Source organism: Pseudomonas sp. Pseusp15, assembly GCF_059492165.1.
In genome coordinates this window covers 6,142,968-6,162,491 of record NZ_CP168523.1, presented here as the reverse complement: position 1 = coordinate 6,162,491, position 19,524 = coordinate 6,142,968, and the positions used below count along the sequence as shown (strand labels likewise).

Here is a 19,524-nt window from a genome sequence, read left to right as displayed (position 1 = left end):
GCGAAGCAGCCGCAAACCAGACACCTCGATCCTGAAAGATTGAGGCTGGATGATTTGGGAGCGCTTCGCACTCCAGCGGGAGCAAGCTCCCTCGCCACAGTTATCCAGTGAGACTGCTTTAAGAGCTTTCGCACCCAGGCGACTGGCGTTATCCTTTATTTCATCAATATTGCCCCAGGGCGGCTAAATACGACCTTGAACGCACCCATAGAACCACATCGTTTCATCCTCGAGCCTTTTGAAGCTCGCCGCTTCGCCAATTTGTGCGGGCAATTCGATGAGCATCTGCGCTTGATCGAACAGCGCCTGACCATCGAGATCCGCAACCGCGGAAACCAGTTCGAACTGATCGGCGAGCCCAAACACACCACCTCCGCGGAAAACCTCCTGCGTCGCTTGTACCGGGAAACAAAGGGTACCGAGCTGTCGCCGGACATGGTTCACCTGTTCCTGCAGGAATCGGCCGTCGAGGAACTGGACAACCACTCCCCCGCCGAACCGTCCGTCGCCTTGCGCACCAAAAAAGGCATGATTCGCCCTCGCGGCTTGAATCAACTGCGCTACGTGAAGGAAATCCTCGGTAACGACATCAACTTCGGCATCGGCCCGGCCGGTACCGGCAAGACCTATCTGGCTGTTGCCTGCGCGGTAGACGCACTGGAACGCGAGCAGATTCGTCGCATCCTGTTGGTGCGTCCGGCGGTTGAAGCGGGTGAAAAACTCGGCTTCCTGCCCGGCGACCTGTCGCAAAAAATCGACCCGTACCTGCGCCCGCTCTACGACGCGCTCTACGAAATGCTCGGCTTCGAATATGTCGCCAAGCTAATCGAGCGTCAGGTGATTGAAGTCGCGCCACTGGCCTACATGCGCGGCCGCACGCTGAACAACAGCTTCATCATCCTCGACGAAAGCCAGAACACCACCGTCGAACAGATGAAGATGTTCCTGACCCGGATCGGCTTTGGCTCCACAGCGGTCATCACCGGTGACATCACCCAGGTCGACCTGCCACGCGGCACCAAGTCCGGGCTGCATCATGTGATCGAAGTGCTCAAGGACGTTCCGGGCATCAGCTTCACCCACTTCCAGCCCAAGGACGTGGTGCGCCATCCGCTGGTGCAACGCATCGTCGAGGCGTACGAGCGCTTCGAAAATCGCGCTGCCGATGCCGCGCCAAAGGACACCCCGCACGATGCTTGAGCTTGATCTGCAACTGGCCAGCGACGCACCTGCCCCGAGTGAAGCCGAGTTCCGGAAATGGTGCGAACTGGCCTTGCGCCAGCGCACCGCCGACTCCGAGCTGACCATTCGTCTGGTCGACGAAGAAGAAGGCCGCGAACTGAATCACACCTGGCGGCAGAAGGATTACGCCACCAACGTGCTGTCATTTCCTGCCGATGTGCCGGACGAGTTGCTGGATATCCCGTTACTGGGCGATCTGGTGATTTGCGTGGCCGTGGTCGAGCGCGAAGCCGCCGAACAAGGCAAGGCACTCAACGCCCATTGGGCGCATCTGGTCATTCACGGCTGCTTGCATCTGCTTGGTTACGACCATATAGATGACGACGAAGCCGAAGAAATGGAAGCACTGGAACGAACGTTGCTTGCAGAACTGGGTCATCCGGACCCTTATGCGGACGACGAAACAGACACATCCCCTATCGTTACAACAAAGGATTCAGAGTAATCGCTATGAGCGAAGATCGATCGAGCAACGGGCAGAAGTCTTGGCTGGGTAAGCTCACCCAGGCTTTTGCCCACGAGCCGAAAAACCGCCAGGAGCTGCTGGAGCTGCTGCGCGATGCACACCAAAACAAGTTGCTGGACAGCGAAGCGCTGGCCATCGTCGAAGGCGCCATCCAGGTTGCAGACCTGCAAGTACGGGACATCATGGTCCCGCGCTCGCAGATGATCAGCATCAAGGCGACCCAGACACCTCGCGAGTTCCTGCCCGCCGTGGTCGACTCGGCCCACTCCCGCTACCCGGTGATCGGCGAAAGCCATGATGACGTGATGGGCGTGTTGCTGGCCAAGGACTTGCTGCCGTTGATCCTCAAGGAGAACGGTGACAGCTTCAACATCAAGGACCTGCTACGCCCGGCCACCTTCGTGCCCGAGTCCAAGCGCCTGAATGTGCTGCTGCGCGAATTCCGCGCCAACCATAACCACATGGCCATCGTCATTGACGAATACGGCGGCGTGGCCGGTCTGGTGACCATCGAAGACGTGCTCGAACAGATCGTCGGCGACATCGAAGACGAGCATGACGTCGAAGAAGACAGCTACATCAAGCCGCTGCCCAGCGGTGACTTCCTGATCAAGGCCCTGACGCCGATCGAGAACTTCAATGAGTTCTTTGACAGCGAATTCTCCGACGACGAATTCGACACCGTCGGCGGACTGGTGATGAGCGCGTTCGGGCACTTGCCAAAACGCAACGAAATCACCGAAATCGGCGCCTATCGCTTCCGCATCCTGAACGCCGACAGCCGTCGGATTCATTTGCTGCGTCTGACACCTATAGCTCGGTAACTCTAAGGATTGAAATGCGCTGGATGACCCGCCCCGGCTGGCCCGGTAACCTGCTGGCCGTGGCGGCCGGTGCACTCACCACCCTGGCCTTGGCGCCATTCGATATCTGGCCGCTGGCATTGCTGGCGGTCGGTTTCTTTTACGCCGGCTTGCGCGAGCTGAGCCCCCGTCAGGCCCTGGGCCGTGGCTGGTGTTTCGGTTTCGGCCTGTTTGCCGGCGGAACCAGCTGGATCTACTACAGCATTCACAACTTCGGCGGCGCATCTGTACTGCTGGCCGGGTTCTTGATGCTGCTCTTCACCGCAGCGATTGCCTGGTTCTTCGCCTTGCCCGCCTGGATTTGGGCGCGCTGGCTGCGCCGTAACGAAGCGCCGCTGGCCGATGCCCTGGCGTTTGCGGCGCTGTGGGTGGGTCAGGAAGCCTTTCGCGGCTGGTTCCTCACCGGTTTCCCATGGCTCTATTCCGGTTACAGCCAGCTCGACGGCCCATTGGCCGGTCTCGCACCGGTCGGCGGAATGTGGCTGATTTCATTCGCGCTGGCCCTGACCGCCGCGCTGATCTACAACGCACCGCGCCTGATTCGCACCGCTCGCAAGGGCTTTATTGCCGCTGGCGTGTTGCTGCTGGCCGGCCCGTGGGTGATCGGCCTGGCGCTCAAGGAACACGCCTGGACCAGCCCTTCGGGTGCGCCGTTGAGCGTCGCGGCGATTCAGGGCAACATCGAACAAAGCATGAAATGGGACCCGTCGCAGATCAACGCGCAGCTGGCGCTGTACCGCGACATGAGTTTCAGCTCCAAACCCGTCGACTTGCTGATCTGGCCGGAAACGGCGGTCCCGGTGCTCAAGGAATCCGCCGAGGGCTATCTGGACATGATGGGCAGCTTCGCTGCAGAGCGTAAATCTGCGCTGATTACCGGCGTGCCGATTCGCCAGGAAGTCCATCACGAGAAGCGCTACTTCAACGGCATCACCGTTGTCGGTGAAGGTGATGGCACTTACCTGAAGCAGAAACTGGTGCCATTCGGTGAATACGTTCCGTTGCAGGAAGTCTTGCGCGGCCTGATCGCGTTCTTCGACCTGCCGATGTCCGACTTTGCCCGTGGACCGGCCGATCAACCGCTGCTACAGGCCAAGGGCTATCAGATTGCGCCGTACATCTGCTACGAAGTGGTCTACCCGGAATTCGCCGCAGGCCTCGCCGCCCGCAGCGATTTGCTGCTGACCATCAGCAACGACACCTGGTTCGGCACCTCGATCGGCCCATTGCAACACTTGCAGATGGCGCAGATGCGCGCCCTTGAGGCCGGCCGCTGGATGATCCGCGCCACCAACAACGGCGTGACCGGCCTGATCAACCCGTTTGGTCAGATCACTGCCCGGATCCCGCAGTTCGAACGCGGTATTCTGTACGGCGAAGTAGTGCCAATGCATAACCTGACGCCGTATCTGCAATGGCGCTCGTGGCCGTTGATCATCATTTGCTTGCTGTTGTTTGGCTGGGCGTTGATGGCCAACCGGATGGCGAAGACCGTTTAACCCGGCAGGATCATTCCCATGCACAGGCGTGGGAATGATCACTCCTCAACAGGCTCGCCTCGATAGAACATCCAATACCCGACCTGCCCCACGAGCTCATTCATCAACTGCCCCGATTGCCAGATCGATTTGAATTCCGGCATCCAGCCACCCAGTGGCCGCGCATTGTCCACGCCTAAAAACCCCACCGGCGCCGGCACCACCTCAAATCCGGCCTGCTCAAAGCTCCACACCGCCCGCGGCATATGCCACGCCTGAGTCACGACCACCACCCGTTTGATCCCCTGCGGCAACAATACCTGGGCGCTGAACTGCGCGTTTTCCCAGGTTGTGCGGCTGCGCCCTTCCTGCCAGCGTACCGTCACGCCAAAATCATCGAGCAACGAATCTGCCATCAGCTGCGCTTCAGTCGGCGGTGTCCCGTAATGCAGGCCGCCGCTGGCCAGAATCGGCAAGCCGGAAGCCTTGGCCAGACGCGCGGCATAGCGCTCGCGCCCAAGACCTACGCCGGTGGGCTGGTCGACGCCCCAGGCCAGGTCGCCACGCTCACGCCCGGAACCCAGCACCACGATCGCGTCGGCGCGCTGGCCCAGGGTGGCCCATTCCTCGCGCACGAGCGGCGGCTCGCGCTCCAGAGCCTTGGCAGTCCACTCCACCATGACTGGCAGGCTCATCAACCAGAAGCCGCCCACCCCCATAACGAAGCACGCTCCCGCCAGCCTCGGCCTTGAGCGGCGCCACCACCAGGCGAGTACCAGTAACAGCAAAAGAACGCCGGGCGGCAATAGAAGTTGTTTAATGAAATAACGAAAAGGCATCGGGCATCTCCATAGATGCCCGAAGCCTAAGTGGGTTAACGCAATGCGACAACAAATGCGGAAGGACTTTATTTCAAAAAACCATATGCGATGGTTTCAAGTGTCCTTACTTGAACTGCAGAGACCGGACCTTTACCGCGCCTCCGCCGGGTGTCTTATCCTTGAGCCAGAGGATCTTGGCCGTACGTGGTGCCTCGAGTTGCTTCATTGCTGCTGACAAGCATCCGTGCGTTTCACGTTCACTGCGGTCCAGATAGGCCTTGACCAGTTCAAACTCTGCGGGGGTCAAACCACGCAGTTCCAGCTCCAGGGGACGCTCGTCGCGAAGCCGTCCAGCGGTTTTGGCCGCGTCCAGGGCCATTGCGAGACGGTCGATCAGTCTTTCGTACAACTCCGGTTTTGTAGCTTTTTGCTGTGAATCAACCATCCATCACCTCATTGAAGATAAGACTCACTCCCCTTTTAGAGCTTAGCTTCGCTGAAAAAACCGGCTGAGCGCCGCGACCAACGGCCCTTGGGGCGGGAATTGGCCGCGCCCTTGCGTGTAATCAGGGTTTCCCTCGGTAGAGTGCCGTCATGTATGCTACGGCGCTTCCTGTAACTCCACTTCCAGCTCGGCTGGGCAGCGAAACGCCGATTCGGCGTCATCACCGTCCAGCGTTGCATTGAAGAGGATTAGGCCACCCCTATTCAGTTCAAAAGTAGCCATGCACGAACAATATCAGCCCCGTGAAATCGAAGCCGCCGCCCAGTCGTTCTGGGACGAGCAAAAGTCCTTTGAAGTCAGTGAACAGCCAGGCAAGGAGACTTTCTACTGCCTGTCGATGTTCCCTTACCCCAGCGGCAAGCTACACATGGGGCACGTGCGCAACTACACCATCGGCGACGTGATCTCCCGCTACCAGCGCATGCAAGGCAAGAACGTCCTGCAACCCATGGGTTGGGACGCGTTCGGCATGCCGGCGGAAAACGCCGCGATGAAGAACAACGTAGCGCCCGCCAAGTGGACCTACGAAAACATCGCCTACATGAAAAGCCAGCTGCGTAGCCTGGGCCTGGCGGTGGACTGGTCGCGCGAAGTGACCACCTGCAAGCCCGATTACTACCGCTGGGAACAATGGCTGTTCACTCGCCTGTTCGAAAAAGGCGTGATTTACAAAAAAAGCGGCACCGTGAACTGGGACCCGGTCGACCAGACCGTTCTGGCCAACGAGCAAGTGATCGACGGTCGCGGCTGGCGTTCCGGCGCGCTGATTGAAAAGCGCGAAATCCCGATGTACTACTTCAAGATCACCGCTTACGCGGATGAGCTGCTGGAGAGCCTCGACGAATTGACTGGCTGGCCTGAACAGGTCAAGACCATGCAGCGCAACTGGATCGGCAAATCCCGCGGCATGGAAGTGCAGTTCCCGTACGACGTCGCTTCCATCGGTGAAGCCGGCGCGTTGAAAGTCTTCACCACCCGTCCGGACACCCTGATAGGCGCAACCTACGTTGCCGTGGCCGCCGAACACCCCCTGGCTGCCCTGGCGGCGCAGAACAACCCTGAGCTGCAAGCGTTCATCGCTGAATGCAAGGGCGGCAGCGTTGCTGAAGCCGACGTCGCCACTCAAGAGAAAAAAGGCCTGCCGACCTCGCTGTTCGTCGAGCACCCGCTGACCGGTGAGAAACTCCCGGTATGGGTCGCCAACTACGTGCTGATGCACTACGGCGATGGCGCGGTCATGGCAGTTCCGGCGCACGACGAGCGTGATTTCGAGTTCGCCCACAAGTACAACCTGCCGATCAAATCGGTGGTGCGCACAAGTGCCGGTGACACCAATCCTGCCCCGTGGCAGGACGCTTACGGCGAGTACGGCACGCTGATCAACTCCGGCGAGTTCGACGGCCTCGACTTCGCAGGCGCTTTCGACGCTATCGAAGTCGCACTGATCAAGAAAAACCTCGGCGCCTCGCGCACCCAGTTCCGCCTGCGCGACTGGGGCATCAGCCGTCAACGCTACTGGGGCTGCCCGATCCCGATCATCCACTGCGGTACTTGCGGTGATGTACCGGTCCCGGAAGATCAACTGCCCGTGGTGCTGCCCGAAGACGTGGTACCGGACGGCGCTGGTTCGCCGCTGGCACGCATGCCCGAGTTCTACGAATGCGCTTGCCCGAAATGCGGTGCACCGGCCAAGCGTGAAACCGACACCATGGACACCTTCGTCGAGTCCTCGTGGTACTACGCCCGTTACGCCTCGCCGCACTTTGAAGGTGGCCTGGTAGAAAAATCGGCGGCCGACCACTGGTTGCCGGTGGATCAGTACATCGGCGGTATCGAACACGCGATTCTTCACCTGCTCTACGCGCGCTTCTTCCACAAGCTGATGCGCGATGAAGGCCTGGTGAGCTCCAACGAGCCGTTCAAGAACCTGCTGACCCAGGGCATGGTGATCGCCGAGACTTACTACCGTCGCGAAGCCAACGGTGCCTACACCTGGTTCAACCCGGCGGACGTCGAACTCGAACGCGACAGCAAGGCCAAGGTTATTAGCGCCAAGCTGATCGCAGATGGCCTGCCGGTGGAAATCGGCGGCACCGAGAAGATGGCCAAGTCGAAGAACAACGGCGTCGACCCACAGTCGATGATTGACCAGTTCGGCGCAGACACCTGCCGCCTGTTCATGATGTTCGCCTCGCCACCTGACATGAGCGCGGAATGGTCCGACTCCGGAGTAGAAGGTTCGCACCGCTTCCTCAAGCGCGTCTGGCGCCTGGCTCAAGCGCACGTCACTCAGGGCCTGCCGGGCAAACTGGACGTCGCCAGCCTGAATGACGAGCAGAAAGCCATTCGCCGTTCGATCCACCAGGCCATCAAGCAGGCCAGCCACGACGTCGGCCAGAATCACAAATTCAACACCGCCATCGCCCAGGTGATGACGCTGATGAACGTGCTGGAAAAAGCCCTGCAAGGCACCGAACAGGATCGCGCGCTGATTCACGAAGGCCTGGAAACCGTGACTCTGCTGCTGGCCCCGATCACCCCGCACATCAGCCACGAGCTGTGGCATCGCCTGGGCCACGCCGACCCGGTGATCGACGCCGGTTGGCCGGTGCTGGACGAAAGCGCGCTGGTACAGGACAGCCTGCAACTGGTCATTCAAGTGAATGGCAAGCTGCGCGGCCACATCGAAATGCCAGCCAGCGCCAGCCGCGAAGAAGTCGAAGCCGCCGCACGGGCCAACGAAAACGTCCTGCGCTTCGTCGATGGCCTGACTATTCGCAAAGTGATCGTAGTGCCCGGGAAACTGGTCAATATCGTCGCCAGCTAAAAATTGGATCGGGCGCCAGGTGAGCCTGGCGCCGAGTAAAACCTTTCGGGCCGCTTGACCGGCCCACATGGTTTCAAGGGGAGCAACAAGATGATCAAACGCAATTTGCTGGTGATGGGCCTTGCAGTCCTGCTGAGCGCCTGCGGTTTCCACCTGCGTGGCACCGGCACCACCGAACTGGCGATCAAGGAACTCGACCTGAGCGCCCGCAATGCCTACGGCGAAACCGTGACACAATTGCGCCAGGTACTGGAAAGCAGCGGCGTCCGGGTCTACACCGGCGCACCTTACAAACTGGTGCTGACCGATGAGCAGGAAAGCCAGCGCATCCTCAGCTATGCCGGTGCCGGCCGTACTGGCGAGTACCAGGTGAACACCGTGCTCAATTACGACATCCGTGGTCAGGGTGACCTGCCACTGCTGAGCGACAAGCTTGAAGTGCAGAAGGTGTTCATCCACGACGGCAACAACCTGGTGGGCTCCGACCAGGAAGCCAACGATGCCCGCAAGGACATTCGTCGTGAACTGGTTCAACGCATGATGCTGCGTCTGCAACAGCTCACTCCGACTCAGTTGGAGCAGCTGCAACAGACCGCCGACGCCCGGGCCAAGGCTGAAGCCGCCGCGCTGGAAGCAGCGCAGAAGGCTGAAGCGGAGACTCCGCGTCAGTCGCCTGTCGAACTGCCGCAGCAATAAGACTTACGGGGCGCTCAGGCGCCCCGTTCGCCTCCTCTTATGAAACTCGCCCCCGCCCAACTCGGTAAACACCTGCAAGGCGCTCTTGCACCGGTCTACATCATCAGTGGCGATGACCCACTGCTGTGCCAGGAAGCCGCCGACGCCATTCGCGCCGCTGCTCGCCAACAAGGTTTCGATGAACGCCAGGTCTTCGCCGCCGACGCCAGTTTCGACTGGGGTACGCTGCTGCAGGCTGGTGCAAGCATGTCGCTGTTCGCCGAAAAACGTCTTCTGGAACTGCGTCTGCCCTCCGGCAAACCTGGTGACAAAGGCGCCGCCGCGCTCATCGAGTACTGCTCGCGCCCGGCAGAAGACACGCTACTGCTGATCAGCCTGCCCAAGCTTGATGGCAGTGCGCAGAAAACCAAGTGGGGCAAGGCGCTGGTCGAAGGTCCGCAGACCCAGTTCGTGCAAATCTGGCCCGTGGACACCAACCAGTTGCCGAGCTGGATTCGTCAACGACTGTCCCAGGCCGGGCTTTCCGCCAGCCAGGACGCCGTCGAACTGATCGCCGCTCGGGTCGAAGGCAACTTGCTGGCTGCCGCCCAGGAAATCGAAAAGCTCAAGCTGATGGCCGAAGGTGGTCAGATCACCGTCGAAACCGTGCAAGCGGCGGTGGCCGACAGCGCGCGCTTCGACGTCTTCGGCTTGACCGACGCGATCCTCAACGGCGAAGCCGCTCATGCCCTGCGCATGCTCGAAGGGCTGCGCGGCGAAGGCGTCGAACCGCCGGTGATTCTCTGGGCGCTGGCCCGTGAACTGCGCCTGCTGGCCAACCTGTCGCTGCAATACAGCCAGGGCGTGCCGCTGGACAAAGCCTTCAGCCAGGCCCGACCGCCGGTCTGGGACAAGCGCAAACCACTGATGAGCAAGGCACTGCAACGCTACTCGGCACAACGCTGGGCGCAATTGCTGCTTGAAGCACAGCGCATCGACGCGCAGATCAAAGGCCAGGCGGCGGGTTCACCCTGGATGAGTTTGAGCCGGTTGACGTTGTTGATGGCTGGGCAGAGATTGTCGTTGCCTGCCGAATAACCTGTTTTTCAGCCTGTACCAACCGCTGTGGCGAGGGAGCTTGCTCCCGCTGGGTTGCGAAGCGACCCCAAAACCAGACACCGCGACGCTTCAGGTAATCCAAGTTCACCGGGTTTACGACTGCTCCGCAGCCGAACGGGAGCAAGCTCCCTCGCCACAGGTCATCATTTCCTACACATCCTGGGGACTAGACAGAACCCCAACTTCGGCCGATGATTTGTCCCGCAAAATCCACTCACTTGCGAGAAATCATCATGAGTAAAAAGCCATCCAAGCATGGCCCCAACAAGGCCAAATCCATCATCGCCCAGCCACTGTTCCGCAGCCGTCAGGAACGAGCCGGCAAGGGCAAAGGCAGCTACCGCCGCGAAGCCTTCCAGTCTAATAGCTGGGAGGCTTCTTACTTTCTGGCAGCCTGAAAGGCAAGCCATCGCTCAACATGTTAAGGTCTGCACCTGATTCGTATCCTCTGGACCTGTGCATGCCCCTTTGTCTTTCCCGTCGTTGGCACCTTCGCCAATTGATAGCTGCCTCCAGCCTCGTTCTGCTTGTCGCCTGCGCGGAAAAACCCACCGCCGCCGACGCCCAGCCGCTTCAAACCCAAGCCTTTGCCACGGCCCCTGCGGTCGTTCCGCCGGTGGTTCCGACCGGTGAGGATCTCGACATCCAGCCCACCCAGACCTTTGCCGAATGGCAGTCGGGTTTTCGCAAAGACGCCCTCGCCGCCGGCATTCGCGCCGACCTGTTCGACCGTGCCTTTGCCAATGTCAGCTTGGACGCCAGCGTGATCCGTGCCGACCGCAGCCAGCCGGAATTTACTCGTCCGGTGTGGGAATACCTCGATGGCGCGCTGTCGCCGCTGCGGGTACGCAAAGGTCAGGCACTGGTCAGCCAGTACGCCGATATCCTGCAAAGCATCGAGCAGCGCTATGGCGTCGACCGTCAGGCACTGGTCGCGGTGTGGGGCATGGAGAGTAACTTCGGTCAGTTCCAGGGTAACAAGTCTGTGATCAACTCCCTGGCAACCCTGGCCTATGAAGGTCGACGCCCAGGCTTTGCTCATGCGCAGCTGATCGCTGCCCTGCAAATCCTGCAACAGGGTGATATTGAACCCGAGAAAATGCTCGGCTCCTGGGCGGGTGCCATGGGCCAGACCCAGTTCATCCCGACCACCTACAACACCCACGCCGTAGACTTCGACGGCGATGGCCGCCGTGACATCTGGAACAGCGCCGCTGATGCACTGGCCTCGACCGCGCACTACCTGCAAAGCTCCGGCTGGCAGAAAGGCCAGCCGTGGGGCTTCGAAGTCCAACTGCCGAGCAGCTTCAATTACGTCCTGGCCGATGGCGCGATTCGCAAAAGCGTCGCCGAGTGGCAGCAACTGGGGGTCACCCTGCCCAATGGTGCCCAGGTTCCGGCCGGTTCCGAACACCTGTCGGCCGCCCTGCTCCTGCCGGCAGGCTATCGCGGCCCGGCATTCCTGATCTTCGATAACTTCCGAGCAATCCTCAAGTACAACAACTCTTCGTCCTACGCCTTGGGCGTGAGCTTGTTGTCTGAGCGTTTCAATGGCGGTGGCCTGATCAACGGTCTATGGCCAAAAGATGACTTGCCGCTGAGCCGTACCGAGCGAATCGAGCTGCAAACCCTGCTGAGCGCCCGGAACTATGACGCCGGCACCCCCGACGGCATCATCGGCGCCAATACCCGTAAAGCAATCCGCAGCGCGCAGCAGTCGTTTGGCTGGCCGGCGGATGGGTACCCTACGCACAAGTTGCTCGAAGGTTTGCGTAACCGCTAAAAGCAAAAGATCGCAGCCTTCGACAGCGCCTACAGGGTTTTGTGTACACCTGCAGGAACTGCCGAAGGCTGCGATCTTTTTTGCGATGTGTTGTTACTTGATCACCACATCCTGCTCCAACACCAACGTCTTGCTCCCCGCATCCAGCCTGACCAGTGCCCCCATCGGCAACGTCAGGTTCGGATCGCAATGCCCGCTGCGCCACCCCGCCAGCACGGGTATGCGCAACGACGCGAAGGTCTGCTTGAGCAAGCCCTCCAGCGCGATTGTGTCCACGCCCGCCACATCCCCCACCAGAACCCCGCGCAACTTGTGCAGCGTGCCGGCCAAACGCAAGTGGGTCAGCAGCCGATCAATGCGATAAAGCGGCTCGTTGATGTCTTCGATGAACAGGATGGCGCCCTCGGCGTCGATCTCGTAAGGCGTGCCCATGGTCGCGGCGATCATCGACAGATTGCCCCCCAGCAAACGCCCGTGAGCAATGCCTGGCGAGACGGTCGTCAACGGGTAGGCCACCGGGTGCGCCAGCACGCTGTCCGCCGTCACTTGCCCGCGCAACATGTTGAAAAACGAGGACTCGGTGGGTTTCTGCTTGTCACCCAGCAGGTCAGCATTGAGCATCGGGCCGTGAAACGTCACGAACCCCGCATAACGGCTGATTGCCAGATGCAGTGCAGTGATATCGCTATAGCCGATGAACGGTTTGGCATTGTTGCGCAGTAACTCGAAATCGATCCGATCGAGCAAACGCGGCGTACCGTAACCGCCACGCAAACAGATGATGGCGTCGACCTCGCTGTCGGTAAATGCCGCGTGCAAGTCATTGAGTCGCACATCGTCGCTGCCGGCCAGGTAGCCGTCTTTCTCGTAAACGCCGGGGAACACTCGCAGCGAATAGCCGCGAGCGCGCATCCAGGCAATCGCTTTATCGGTGTCCAGGGCAGCGGGGCCGGCAGGCGCAATGACGCCGATCAGCCCTGCAGGCGGCAAGGCCGGAACAGGGACGTGAGGACAAAGGGTGTGGGTCGGTCGAGCAGTCATCCATGATTCTCCCTGTGTGAATGCTTCAGCACACAGTAGTCAGGAACGGGAATAAACAAAAGAGGGTCAGTCGCACCACGGCTTGCAGGAAAAGCCTGCAGAGGATGTGGGCACCGCCAATGAAAACGCCCGCAAGGACTAACCTTGCGGGCGTGCTCTTTTCTCAGCGCGGAATCAGGACGACATCAATTCGGCCTTGACCAGCTTCGCCTGCTCGTCGGCGTGGTACGAGGAGCGTACCAGCGGGCCGGAAGCGACGTTCTTGAAGCCCATCTTGTAACCTTCCTCGGCAAACCAGGCGAAGGTGTCCGGGTGCACGAAGCGCTGGACCGGCAAGTGGCTGCGGGACGGTTGCAGGTACTGGCCCAGGGTCAGCATGTCGATGTCGTGTTCGCGCATGCGTTTCATGACTTCGATGACTTCTTCGTCGGTTTCGCCCAGACCCAGCATCAGGCCGGACTTGGTCGGAATGTGCGGCATCATCTGCTTGAAGCGTTGCAGCAGGGTCAGCGACCACTGGTAATCCGACCCCGGACGCGCAGCCTTGTACAGGCGCGGCACGGTTTCCAGGTTGTGGTTGAACACATCTGGCGGCTCGGCGGCGGTGATTTCCAGTGCGACGTCCATGCGGCCACGGTAGTCCGGGACCAGGGTTTCGAGCTGTACGTTCGGCGACAGTTTGCGTATTTCGCGGATGCAGTCGGCAAAGTGCTGGGCACCACCGTCACGCAGGTCGTCACGGTCTACCGAGGTGATGACCACGTATTTCAGTTTCAGGTCGGCGATGGCAATGGCCAGGCTTTCCGGCTCGTTCACGTCCAGTGGCTTCGGACGACCATGGCCAACGTCGCAGAACGGGCAACGACGGGTGCAGATATCGCCCATGATCATGAAGGTCGCGGTGCCGCCGGAGAAGCACTCGCCCAGGTTCGGGCAGGATGCTTCTTCGCAAACGCTGTGCAGCTTGTGTTTGCGCAGCAAGGCCTTGATGCGGTCGACTTCCGGGGAAACCGGGATGCGCACGCGAATCCAGTCAGGTTTCTTCGGCAGTTCGGTGGTCGGGATGATCTTCACCGGGATGCGTGCAACCTTCTCGGCGCCGCGCAGCTTGACGCCGGCTTCAACCTTGGCACGCGGGGCCGGACGCTCGGTGACATCGAGCGTCGGGATCATGGTTTGCACTGCATCAGTAGTCATATCAATCGATTCCGCCCGTTAGGGTCGTCTGCTCAGCATAGTCGAGGTGTTTGACGAGCTGCGCGCGCAGCCGGGCACTTACCTCGGCAAATTCAATCGGTCCTGCGTGATCGCGCAGCTGGGTCATCGCCAGCCCGGCATAGCCGCAGGGATTAATCCGTCGAAACGGTTCCAGGTTCATATCCACGTTCAGGGCCAGGCCATGAAAGGAACAACCGTGGCGGATCCGCAGCCCCAAGGACGCGATTTTCGCGCCATCGACATAGACACCCGGTGCATCCGGCTTGGCGGATGCGGTCACGCCGTAACTGGCCAGCAACTCGATCAGGCACTGCTCCATGCGGCTGACCAGGTCACGCACGCCGAACCCCAGCTTGCGCACATCCAGCAACAGGTAGGCCACCAACTGGCCCGGACCGTGGTAGGTCACCTGCCCACCGCGGTCGACCTGCACCACCGGAATATCGCCTGGCAGCAACAGGTGTTCAGCCTTGCCGGCCTGGCCCTGGGTGAACACCGGCGGGTGCTCAACCAGCCAGATCTCGTCGGCGGCATCGCTGCCGCGTTCGTTGGTGAAGCGTTGCATGGCATGCCAGACCGGCTCGTAAGCCATCTGGCCAAGTTCGCGAAAGCCCAGCGTGCCAGGCATCACAGCACCATGTGCACGAAGCCGGTAGCCCGCAGTTCGCTGTTGATGTTGTACAGCTGGTCCTGGTCGGTGGCGACGATGTGCAACTGAATCGTGGTGTACTTGCCGTTGGTGCTTTGGCGCTCATCAACGCGGTCATGGTTGATCGTCGCGTGTTTCTTGACGATCTCGATGATCTTGTCTTTGTTGCCCACACCCGTATCGCTGATCACCTTAACCGGGTAATCAACGTTGGGGAATTCGATCTTAGGCGCCTTTACTTCGGTATCGGTCATGGCGTAACGGCCTCGTAAGCGTAAGCCGTGGCGACAGCAAGGCCCCACGCCGGATCAGCGTGGGGCCTTGCAGGTGCACACTATCAGTTGAACAAGCCGTAGAAGAATAGACGGATGCTATCCCACATGCGGCGGAAGATACCACCCTCGTCGACTGCGTCCAGAGCGATCAGATCGGCGCTGTGCACCACTTTGTCGTCCAGTTTCACTTCGACTTTACCGATCACGTCGCCCTTGGCGATGGGTGCAACCAGTTGCGGGTTCATGGTCATGCTGGCAGCAAGCTTCTTCAGCTGGCCTTTTGGCAAGGTCATGGTCAGGTCTTCAGCCAGGCCGGCCTTGACTTGATTGGTGGTGCCTTTCCAGACAGGTGCCTGAGCCAGCTCGGCGCCTTTCTGATAGAAGGTCTGGGTTTCGAAGAAGCGGAAACCGTAAGTCAGCAGCTTCTGGGTTTCGGCAGCACGAGCCACTTCGCTGTTGGTGCCGAACACCACGGCGATCAGGCGCATGCCATCACGTACGGCCGAAGACACCATGCAGTAGCCGGCTTCGTCGGTGTGACCGGTTTTCAGACCGTCGACAGTCTTGTCGCGCCACAGCAGCAGGTTGCGGTTAGGCTGCTTGATGCCGTTCCAGAAGAACTCTTTCTGCGAGTAGATCGCGTAGTGAGCCGGGTCTTCGTGGATGATCGCGCGAGCCAGTACGGCCATGTCGTGAGCCGACGAGTAGTGCTCCGGGTTCGGCAGACCGGTCGGGTTCATGAAGTGGGTATTGGTCATGCCCAGATCAGCAACGGTTTTGTTCATCAGGTCGGCGAATGCGTCTTCGCTGCCGGCGATGTGCTCGGAGAGCGCAACACTGGCATCGTTGCCCGACTGAATGATGATGCCGTGCAGCAGGTCGCTGACGGTAACTTGCGAGCCGACCTTGATGAACATCCGCGAACCACCGGTACGCCAGGCGTTCTCGCTGACGGTCACCGGATCGTTTTCGCCGATCTGGCCACGACGGATTTCCAGGGTCGCGATGTACGCGGTCATCAGCTTGGTCAGGCTGGCCGGCGGCAGACGCTGGTCACCGTTGTTCTCTACCAGCACGTTGCCGCTGCTGGCGTCCATGAGTACGTAGGCTTTGGCGGCCAATTGCGGTGGCGACGGCATCATCTCGACCGCGAAAGCCGCGGGTGAGAGAAGCAGCGGGACTAGCAGGCACAGGCGTTTGGCAAAGGTGGTGATGTTCATCCGTCTCTCGAAATCGCTAATGGAAACTGCCCTAGGGCAAAACTAATCAGACAACTTTTCAAAAAGCTGTCACGTGTTCAGTTGCTCACTCTGTAACCCTTGCCGGGCTTTTGTTCTTCAACGAGCCAACAACCCGGTTCGCCCCCCAAACCGCAAGCGAACCGTCAATCAAGTACTACGTGTTACTCGGCGCTGACCAGGCTCGGTGAACCGAGATTGGCCAGCCGCACGCTGTTCTGCACCTGCTGGATTTCACCCGCAGAGCCGATCGGCCCCATGCGCACCCGATGCAGTGTCTGCTGGTTACGCACGATCGAGCTGATGAACACCGGAGCGCTCACCATCCCGCTGAGCTTCGATCTCAGGAGCTCTGCAGCGTCCGGGTTGGCGAACGCGCCCACCTGCAGATACTGGCCAGAGGCTGGTACAGAAGCGTTTTTTTTTGCATCGATCTGCACAGGCACAACGGCTGCGGCGTGTTGCTGCGGCGGTGGCGTCCATTGCTCGACGGTGCCAGTGGAAGCAGTCACGGTCGGCGCGGCATTTTGCGCCACTTGCGGCTCGTTGAGCATCAACGGCGCCGGACGACCTTTCTGCGCCCACCATTCCTGCGGGTCGATGCCTTCGACCTTGACCCGCGCCGTGCCGATTTCAGCGTAGCCAAGCTTCTTGGCAGCCGCGTAGGACAAGTCGATGATCCGGTCCGAATAGAACGGCCCACGGTCATTGACCCGCAGAATCACCGTCTTGTTGTTGTCCAGGTTGGTCACCCGAACGTAACTTGGCAGTGGCAAGGTCTTGTGGGCGGCGCTCATGCCATACAGGTCATACACCTCGCCGTTGGCGGTGTTCTGGCCGTGGAACTTGGTGCCATACCAGGACGCCGTGCCCGACGCGACGTAGGTCTTGGATTCCTGCAGCGGGAAATAGGTCTTGCCCAGCACGGTGTACGGGTTGGCTTTATAAGGACCGCTGTGCAGGGTCGGCGTGGCATCCGGGATGCGCGATACGTCGACGTCCCACCAGGGTGCGCCATCCTTGTGCGCCCGGTTGATATCCAGGCCGGGGGCCGAACGAACGGCGGTGGAAGACTTCTGAGTCGGTGAGCGGCTGGTCGAACAACTGGCGACCAGCACCGCCAACGCGGCGAATGCCATGAGCTTCAGGGGTTTATTCATAGGCAATGCCCGCATTACTTGACGCCCCGTGCTTGGACCAGCTGTTCAGACAGTTGATGTACGGCCATGGCGTACATCACGCTGCGGTTATAACGCGTGATCGCGTAAAAATTCGTCAGGCCCATCCAGTATTCAGGGCCATTGTCACCTTCCAGGCGGAAAGCCGTGACCGGCATATCATCGCGCAGCGCATCATGACTCGACCAGCCCAGCGCCCGCAACTCCCCGACGGTTTTCGTAGGTTCGATGCCGTCGGTCAACCCGTCGTCCACCTGATCGCCGCGCACATCGGCACGGCTGACCACAGGTTCGCCGGCGACCCAGCCGTGTTGCTTGAAATAACTGGCGACGCTGCCGATGGCATCATCGGGGTTGGTCCAGATATTAATGTGGCCGTCACCGTCGAAATCCACCGCATAGGCGCGAAAACTGCTCGGCATGAATTGCGGCAAGCCCATGGCCCCGGCGTAGGAGCCTTTGAGGGTCAACGGGTCGACCTGCTCTTCACGGGCCAGCAGCAGGAATTCACGCAACTCCTTGCGGAAGAAATCAGCACGGGGAGGATAGTCGAAACCCAGGGTCGACAAGGCGTCGATCACCCGATAATTACCGGTATTGCGACCAAAAAAGGTCTCGACGCCGATAATCGAGACGATCACCTGCGCCGGCACACCGTATTCCTGCTCCGCACGGGCCAGCACCGCCTCGTGCTGACGCCAGAAGTCCACGCCACGGGCGATGCGCGCGTCGGTGATGAACATCGGGCGATATTCTTTCCACTGCTTGACGCGTTCGGCGGGTTTGGAGATCGCGTCCAGAATCGACTGTTTGCGCTCGGCTTCGCGGAACACGCCCATCAGCTGTTCACCGGCAAAGCCGTAGTCACGGGTCATTTCACCAACGAACTCGGCCACCTGGGGTGAGCCTTCGTAATCGCCGGCCAATGCTTCCTGCACGGAACCAAGGATGCTCACCAGGCCGACCCACGGTGCGTATCGAGTCGCCCAGCCACGCATTACTTGCATTGAAATCTTCACCTTATTCAAACCTGCGCGATCCACTTGCGATGGGTATGGATCGACATCAAAACCCCAAACGCTGACAGTAGCGTCACCAGCGAAGTTCCTCCGTAGCTAATGAACGGCAACGGCACCCCTACCACCGGCAACAGGCCACTGACCATACCGATGTTGACGAAAACGTAAACAAAAAACGTCATGGTCAGGCTGCCCGCAAGCAACTTGCCGAACAATGTCTGGGCCTGGGCGGTAATCACCAGCCCGCGACCGATCAACAACAGGTAAATCAGCAACAATGCGCAGATCCCCACCAGACCGAACTCTTCACCCAGCACCGCAATAATGAAGTCGGTGTGGCTTTCTGGCAGGAAGTCCAGGTGCGACTGGGTACCGAGTAACCAGCCCTTGCCGAACACGCCACCGGAGCCGATGGCCGCTTTCGACTGAATGATGTTCCAGCCCGTGCCCAGCGGATCGCTTTCGGGGTCGAGGAAGGTCAGGATTCGCTGCTTTTGATAGTCGTGCATGATGAAGAACCACATCGCCACGGCCACCGGCACGGCGGCGGCAATCACGCTGAGGATCCAGCGCCAGCGCAGGCCACCCATGAACAGCACGAACGCGCCCCCGGCGAGAATCAGCAACGAAGTGCCAAGGTCGGGCTGACGCACGATCAGAATGAACGGGACACCGATCAGCACCAGACTGATCCCCACGTGCTTGAGCTGGGGTGGCAAGGAACGCTTGGCCAGGTACCAGGCGATGGTCGCCGGCATCAGGATCTTCATGAATTCCGAGGGCTGGAAGCGGATCACCCCGGGGATATTGATCCAGCGGGTGGCCCCCATGGCGTTATGGCCCATGACGTCCACCACCACCAGCAAGATCACGCCGACCACATAGCCGAGCGGCACCCAGCGGGCCATGAAGCGCGGTTCGAACTGGGCGATGACGATCATCGATACCAGGCCGATGCCGAAGGAAGTGGCTTGCTTGGCCAGCAGATCCCAGCTCTTGCCGCTGGCCGAATACAGCACGAACAGGCTGCCGGCGGCGAGGGTCAGCAGCAGGATCAGCAGCGGGCCGTCGATGTGCAGGCGTTGCAACAGCGTCGCACGGCGACGCATCACATCCTCGCTGGAGAG

The 19,524-nt window shown here is 60.2% G+C and carries 19 protein-coding genes; 9 read left to right on the top strand and 10 right to left on the bottom strand.

The window, feature by feature from the left end:
- Window positions 1-195: 195 nt before the first annotated feature.
- The 4 genes from ACEN8R_RS27910 to lnt are packed head-to-tail and all read left to right on the top strand — an operon-like array spanning window position 196 to window position 4,070.
- Window positions 196-1,200: a PhoH family protein gene (locus ACEN8R_RS27910; RefSeq protein ID WP_019020889.1), complete on the top strand. Its 1,005-nt coding sequence runs from the start codon at window positions 196-198 to the stop codon at window positions 1,198-1,200.
- Window positions 1,193-1,687, top strand: coding sequence for an rRNA maturation RNase YbeY (ybeY, locus tag ACEN8R_RS27905; RefSeq protein ID WP_018925765.1), 495 nt, complete (start codon window positions 1,193-1,195; stop codon window positions 1,685-1,687). Before ACEN8R_RS27910 ends, ybeY begins: the two co-directional genes overlap by 8 nt.
- Window positions 1,688-1,692: 5 nt before the next feature.
- A complete protein-coding gene (locus ACEN8R_RS27900) occupies window positions 1,693-2,532 on the top strand; it encodes a CorC family transporter (protein WP_007909641.1) in 840 nt (279 codons plus the stop codon).
- 14 nt (window positions 2,533-2,546) lie between these two features.
- Window positions 2,547-4,070 (top strand): apolipoprotein N-acyltransferase, encoded by a 1,524-nt coding sequence (gene lnt / locus ACEN8R_RS27895; protein WP_018925764.1) that lies wholly within the window; start codon window positions 2,547-2,549, stop codon window positions 4,068-4,070.
- Window positions 4,071-4,108: 38 nt separating this feature from the next.
- Here lnt and ACEN8R_RS27890 read toward each other — a convergent pair whose 3' ends face one another.
- A complete protein-coding gene (locus ACEN8R_RS27890; protein WP_026286383.1) occupies window positions 4,109-4,888 on the bottom strand; it encodes a YdcF family protein in 780 nt (259 codons plus the stop codon).
- Window positions 4,889-4,994: 106 nt separating this feature from the next.
- On the bottom strand, window positions 4,995-5,315 hold the full coding sequence (locus tag ACEN8R_RS27885; RefSeq protein ID WP_019650894.1) for a hypothetical protein: 321 nt from the start codon (window positions 5,313-5,315) through the stop codon (window positions 4,995-4,997).
- 280 nt (window positions 5,316-5,595) lie between these two features.
- Here ACEN8R_RS27885 and leuS point away from each other — a divergent pair, with 280 nt between their 5' ends.
- The 5 genes from leuS (at window position 5,596) to ACEN8R_RS27860 (ending at window position 11,779) form a co-directional block, all read left to right on the top strand.
- Complete coding sequence (leuS, locus tag ACEN8R_RS27880; protein WP_495624494.1) at window positions 5,596-8,202, top strand: leucine--tRNA ligase; 2,607 nt, start codon at window positions 5,596-5,598, stop codon at window positions 8,200-8,202.
- A 90-nt stretch (window positions 8,203-8,292) separates the two neighbouring features.
- Complete coding sequence (locus ACEN8R_RS27875; RefSeq protein WP_305410247.1) at window positions 8,293-8,898, top strand: LPS-assembly lipoprotein LptE; 606 nt, start codon at window positions 8,293-8,295, stop codon at window positions 8,896-8,898.
- A gap of 39 nt (window positions 8,899-8,937) precedes the next feature.
- Window positions 8,938-9,975 (top strand): DNA polymerase III subunit delta, encoded by a 1,038-nt coding sequence (gene holA / locus ACEN8R_RS27870; protein ID WP_007937416.1) that lies wholly within the window; start codon window positions 8,938-8,940, stop codon window positions 9,973-9,975.
- Window positions 9,976-10,229: 254 nt separating this feature from the next.
- Entirely contained in the window at window positions 10,230-10,394 is a 165-nt protein-coding gene (gene arfA / locus ACEN8R_RS27865) for an alternative ribosome rescue factor ArfA (protein WP_003176285.1), read from the top strand.
- A gap of 62 nt (window positions 10,395-10,456) precedes the next feature.
- Window positions 10,457-11,779 carry a lytic murein transglycosylase gene (locus tag ACEN8R_RS27860; protein WP_495624493.1) on the top strand — a complete coding sequence of 441 codons (1,323 nt, stop codon included), beginning with the start codon at window positions 10,457-10,459 and terminating at the stop codon, window positions 11,777-11,779.
- Between the two features lie 93 nt (window positions 11,780-11,872).
- On the opposite strand, the gene ACEN8R_RS27855 is transcribed toward ACEN8R_RS27860, so the two are convergent.
- From ACEN8R_RS27855 to rodA, 8 genes are all read right to left on the bottom strand, one after another.
- A complete protein-coding gene (locus ACEN8R_RS27855; RefSeq protein ID WP_018925758.1) occupies window positions 11,873-12,820 on the bottom strand; it encodes a S66 peptidase family protein in 948 nt (315 codons plus the stop codon).
- A 174-nt stretch (window positions 12,821-12,994) separates the two neighbouring features.
- On the bottom strand, window positions 12,995-14,017 hold the full coding sequence (gene lipA, locus ACEN8R_RS27850; protein WP_007946663.1) for a lipoyl synthase: 1,023 nt from the start codon (window positions 14,015-14,017) through the stop codon (window positions 12,995-12,997).
- 1 nt (window position 14,018) lies between these two features.
- Window positions 14,019-14,666 carry a lipoyl(octanoyl) transferase LipB gene (gene lipB / locus ACEN8R_RS27845; RefSeq protein WP_007937425.1) on the bottom strand — a complete coding sequence of 216 codons (648 nt, stop codon included), beginning with the start codon at window positions 14,664-14,666 and terminating at the stop codon, window positions 14,019-14,021.
- Window positions 14,666-14,941, bottom strand: coding sequence for a DUF493 domain-containing protein (locus ACEN8R_RS27840; protein WP_003215438.1), 276 nt, complete (start codon window positions 14,939-14,941; stop codon window positions 14,666-14,668). The genes lipB and ACEN8R_RS27840 overlap by 1 nt, the downstream gene beginning before the upstream one ends.
- 83 nt (window positions 14,942-15,024) lie before the next feature.
- Window positions 15,025-16,182 (bottom strand): D-alanyl-D-alanine carboxypeptidase family protein, encoded by a 1,158-nt coding sequence (locus ACEN8R_RS27835; protein WP_018925757.1) that lies wholly within the window; start codon window positions 16,180-16,182, stop codon window positions 15,025-15,027.
- A gap of 182 nt (window positions 16,183-16,364) precedes the next feature.
- Window positions 16,365-17,375, bottom strand: coding sequence for a septal ring lytic transglycosylase RlpA family protein (locus ACEN8R_RS27830; RefSeq protein ID WP_026286382.1), 1,011 nt, complete (start codon window positions 17,373-17,375; stop codon window positions 16,365-16,367).
- Window positions 17,375-18,385 (bottom strand): lytic murein transglycosylase B, encoded by a 1,011-nt coding sequence (gene mltB, locus ACEN8R_RS27825; RefSeq protein ID WP_018925755.1) that lies wholly within the window; start codon window positions 18,383-18,385, stop codon window positions 17,375-17,377. Before mltB ends, ACEN8R_RS27830 begins: the two co-directional genes overlap by 1 nt.
- 17 nt (window positions 18,386-18,402) lie before the next feature.
- The gene (gene rodA, locus ACEN8R_RS27820) at window positions 18,403-19,506 is read right to left on the bottom strand and encodes a rod shape-determining protein RodA (RefSeq protein ID WP_050438283.1); all 1,104 of its coding nucleotides are present in this window, start codon (window positions 19,504-19,506) and stop codon (window positions 18,403-18,405) included.
- Between the last annotated feature and the right edge of the window lie 18 nt (window positions 19,507-19,524).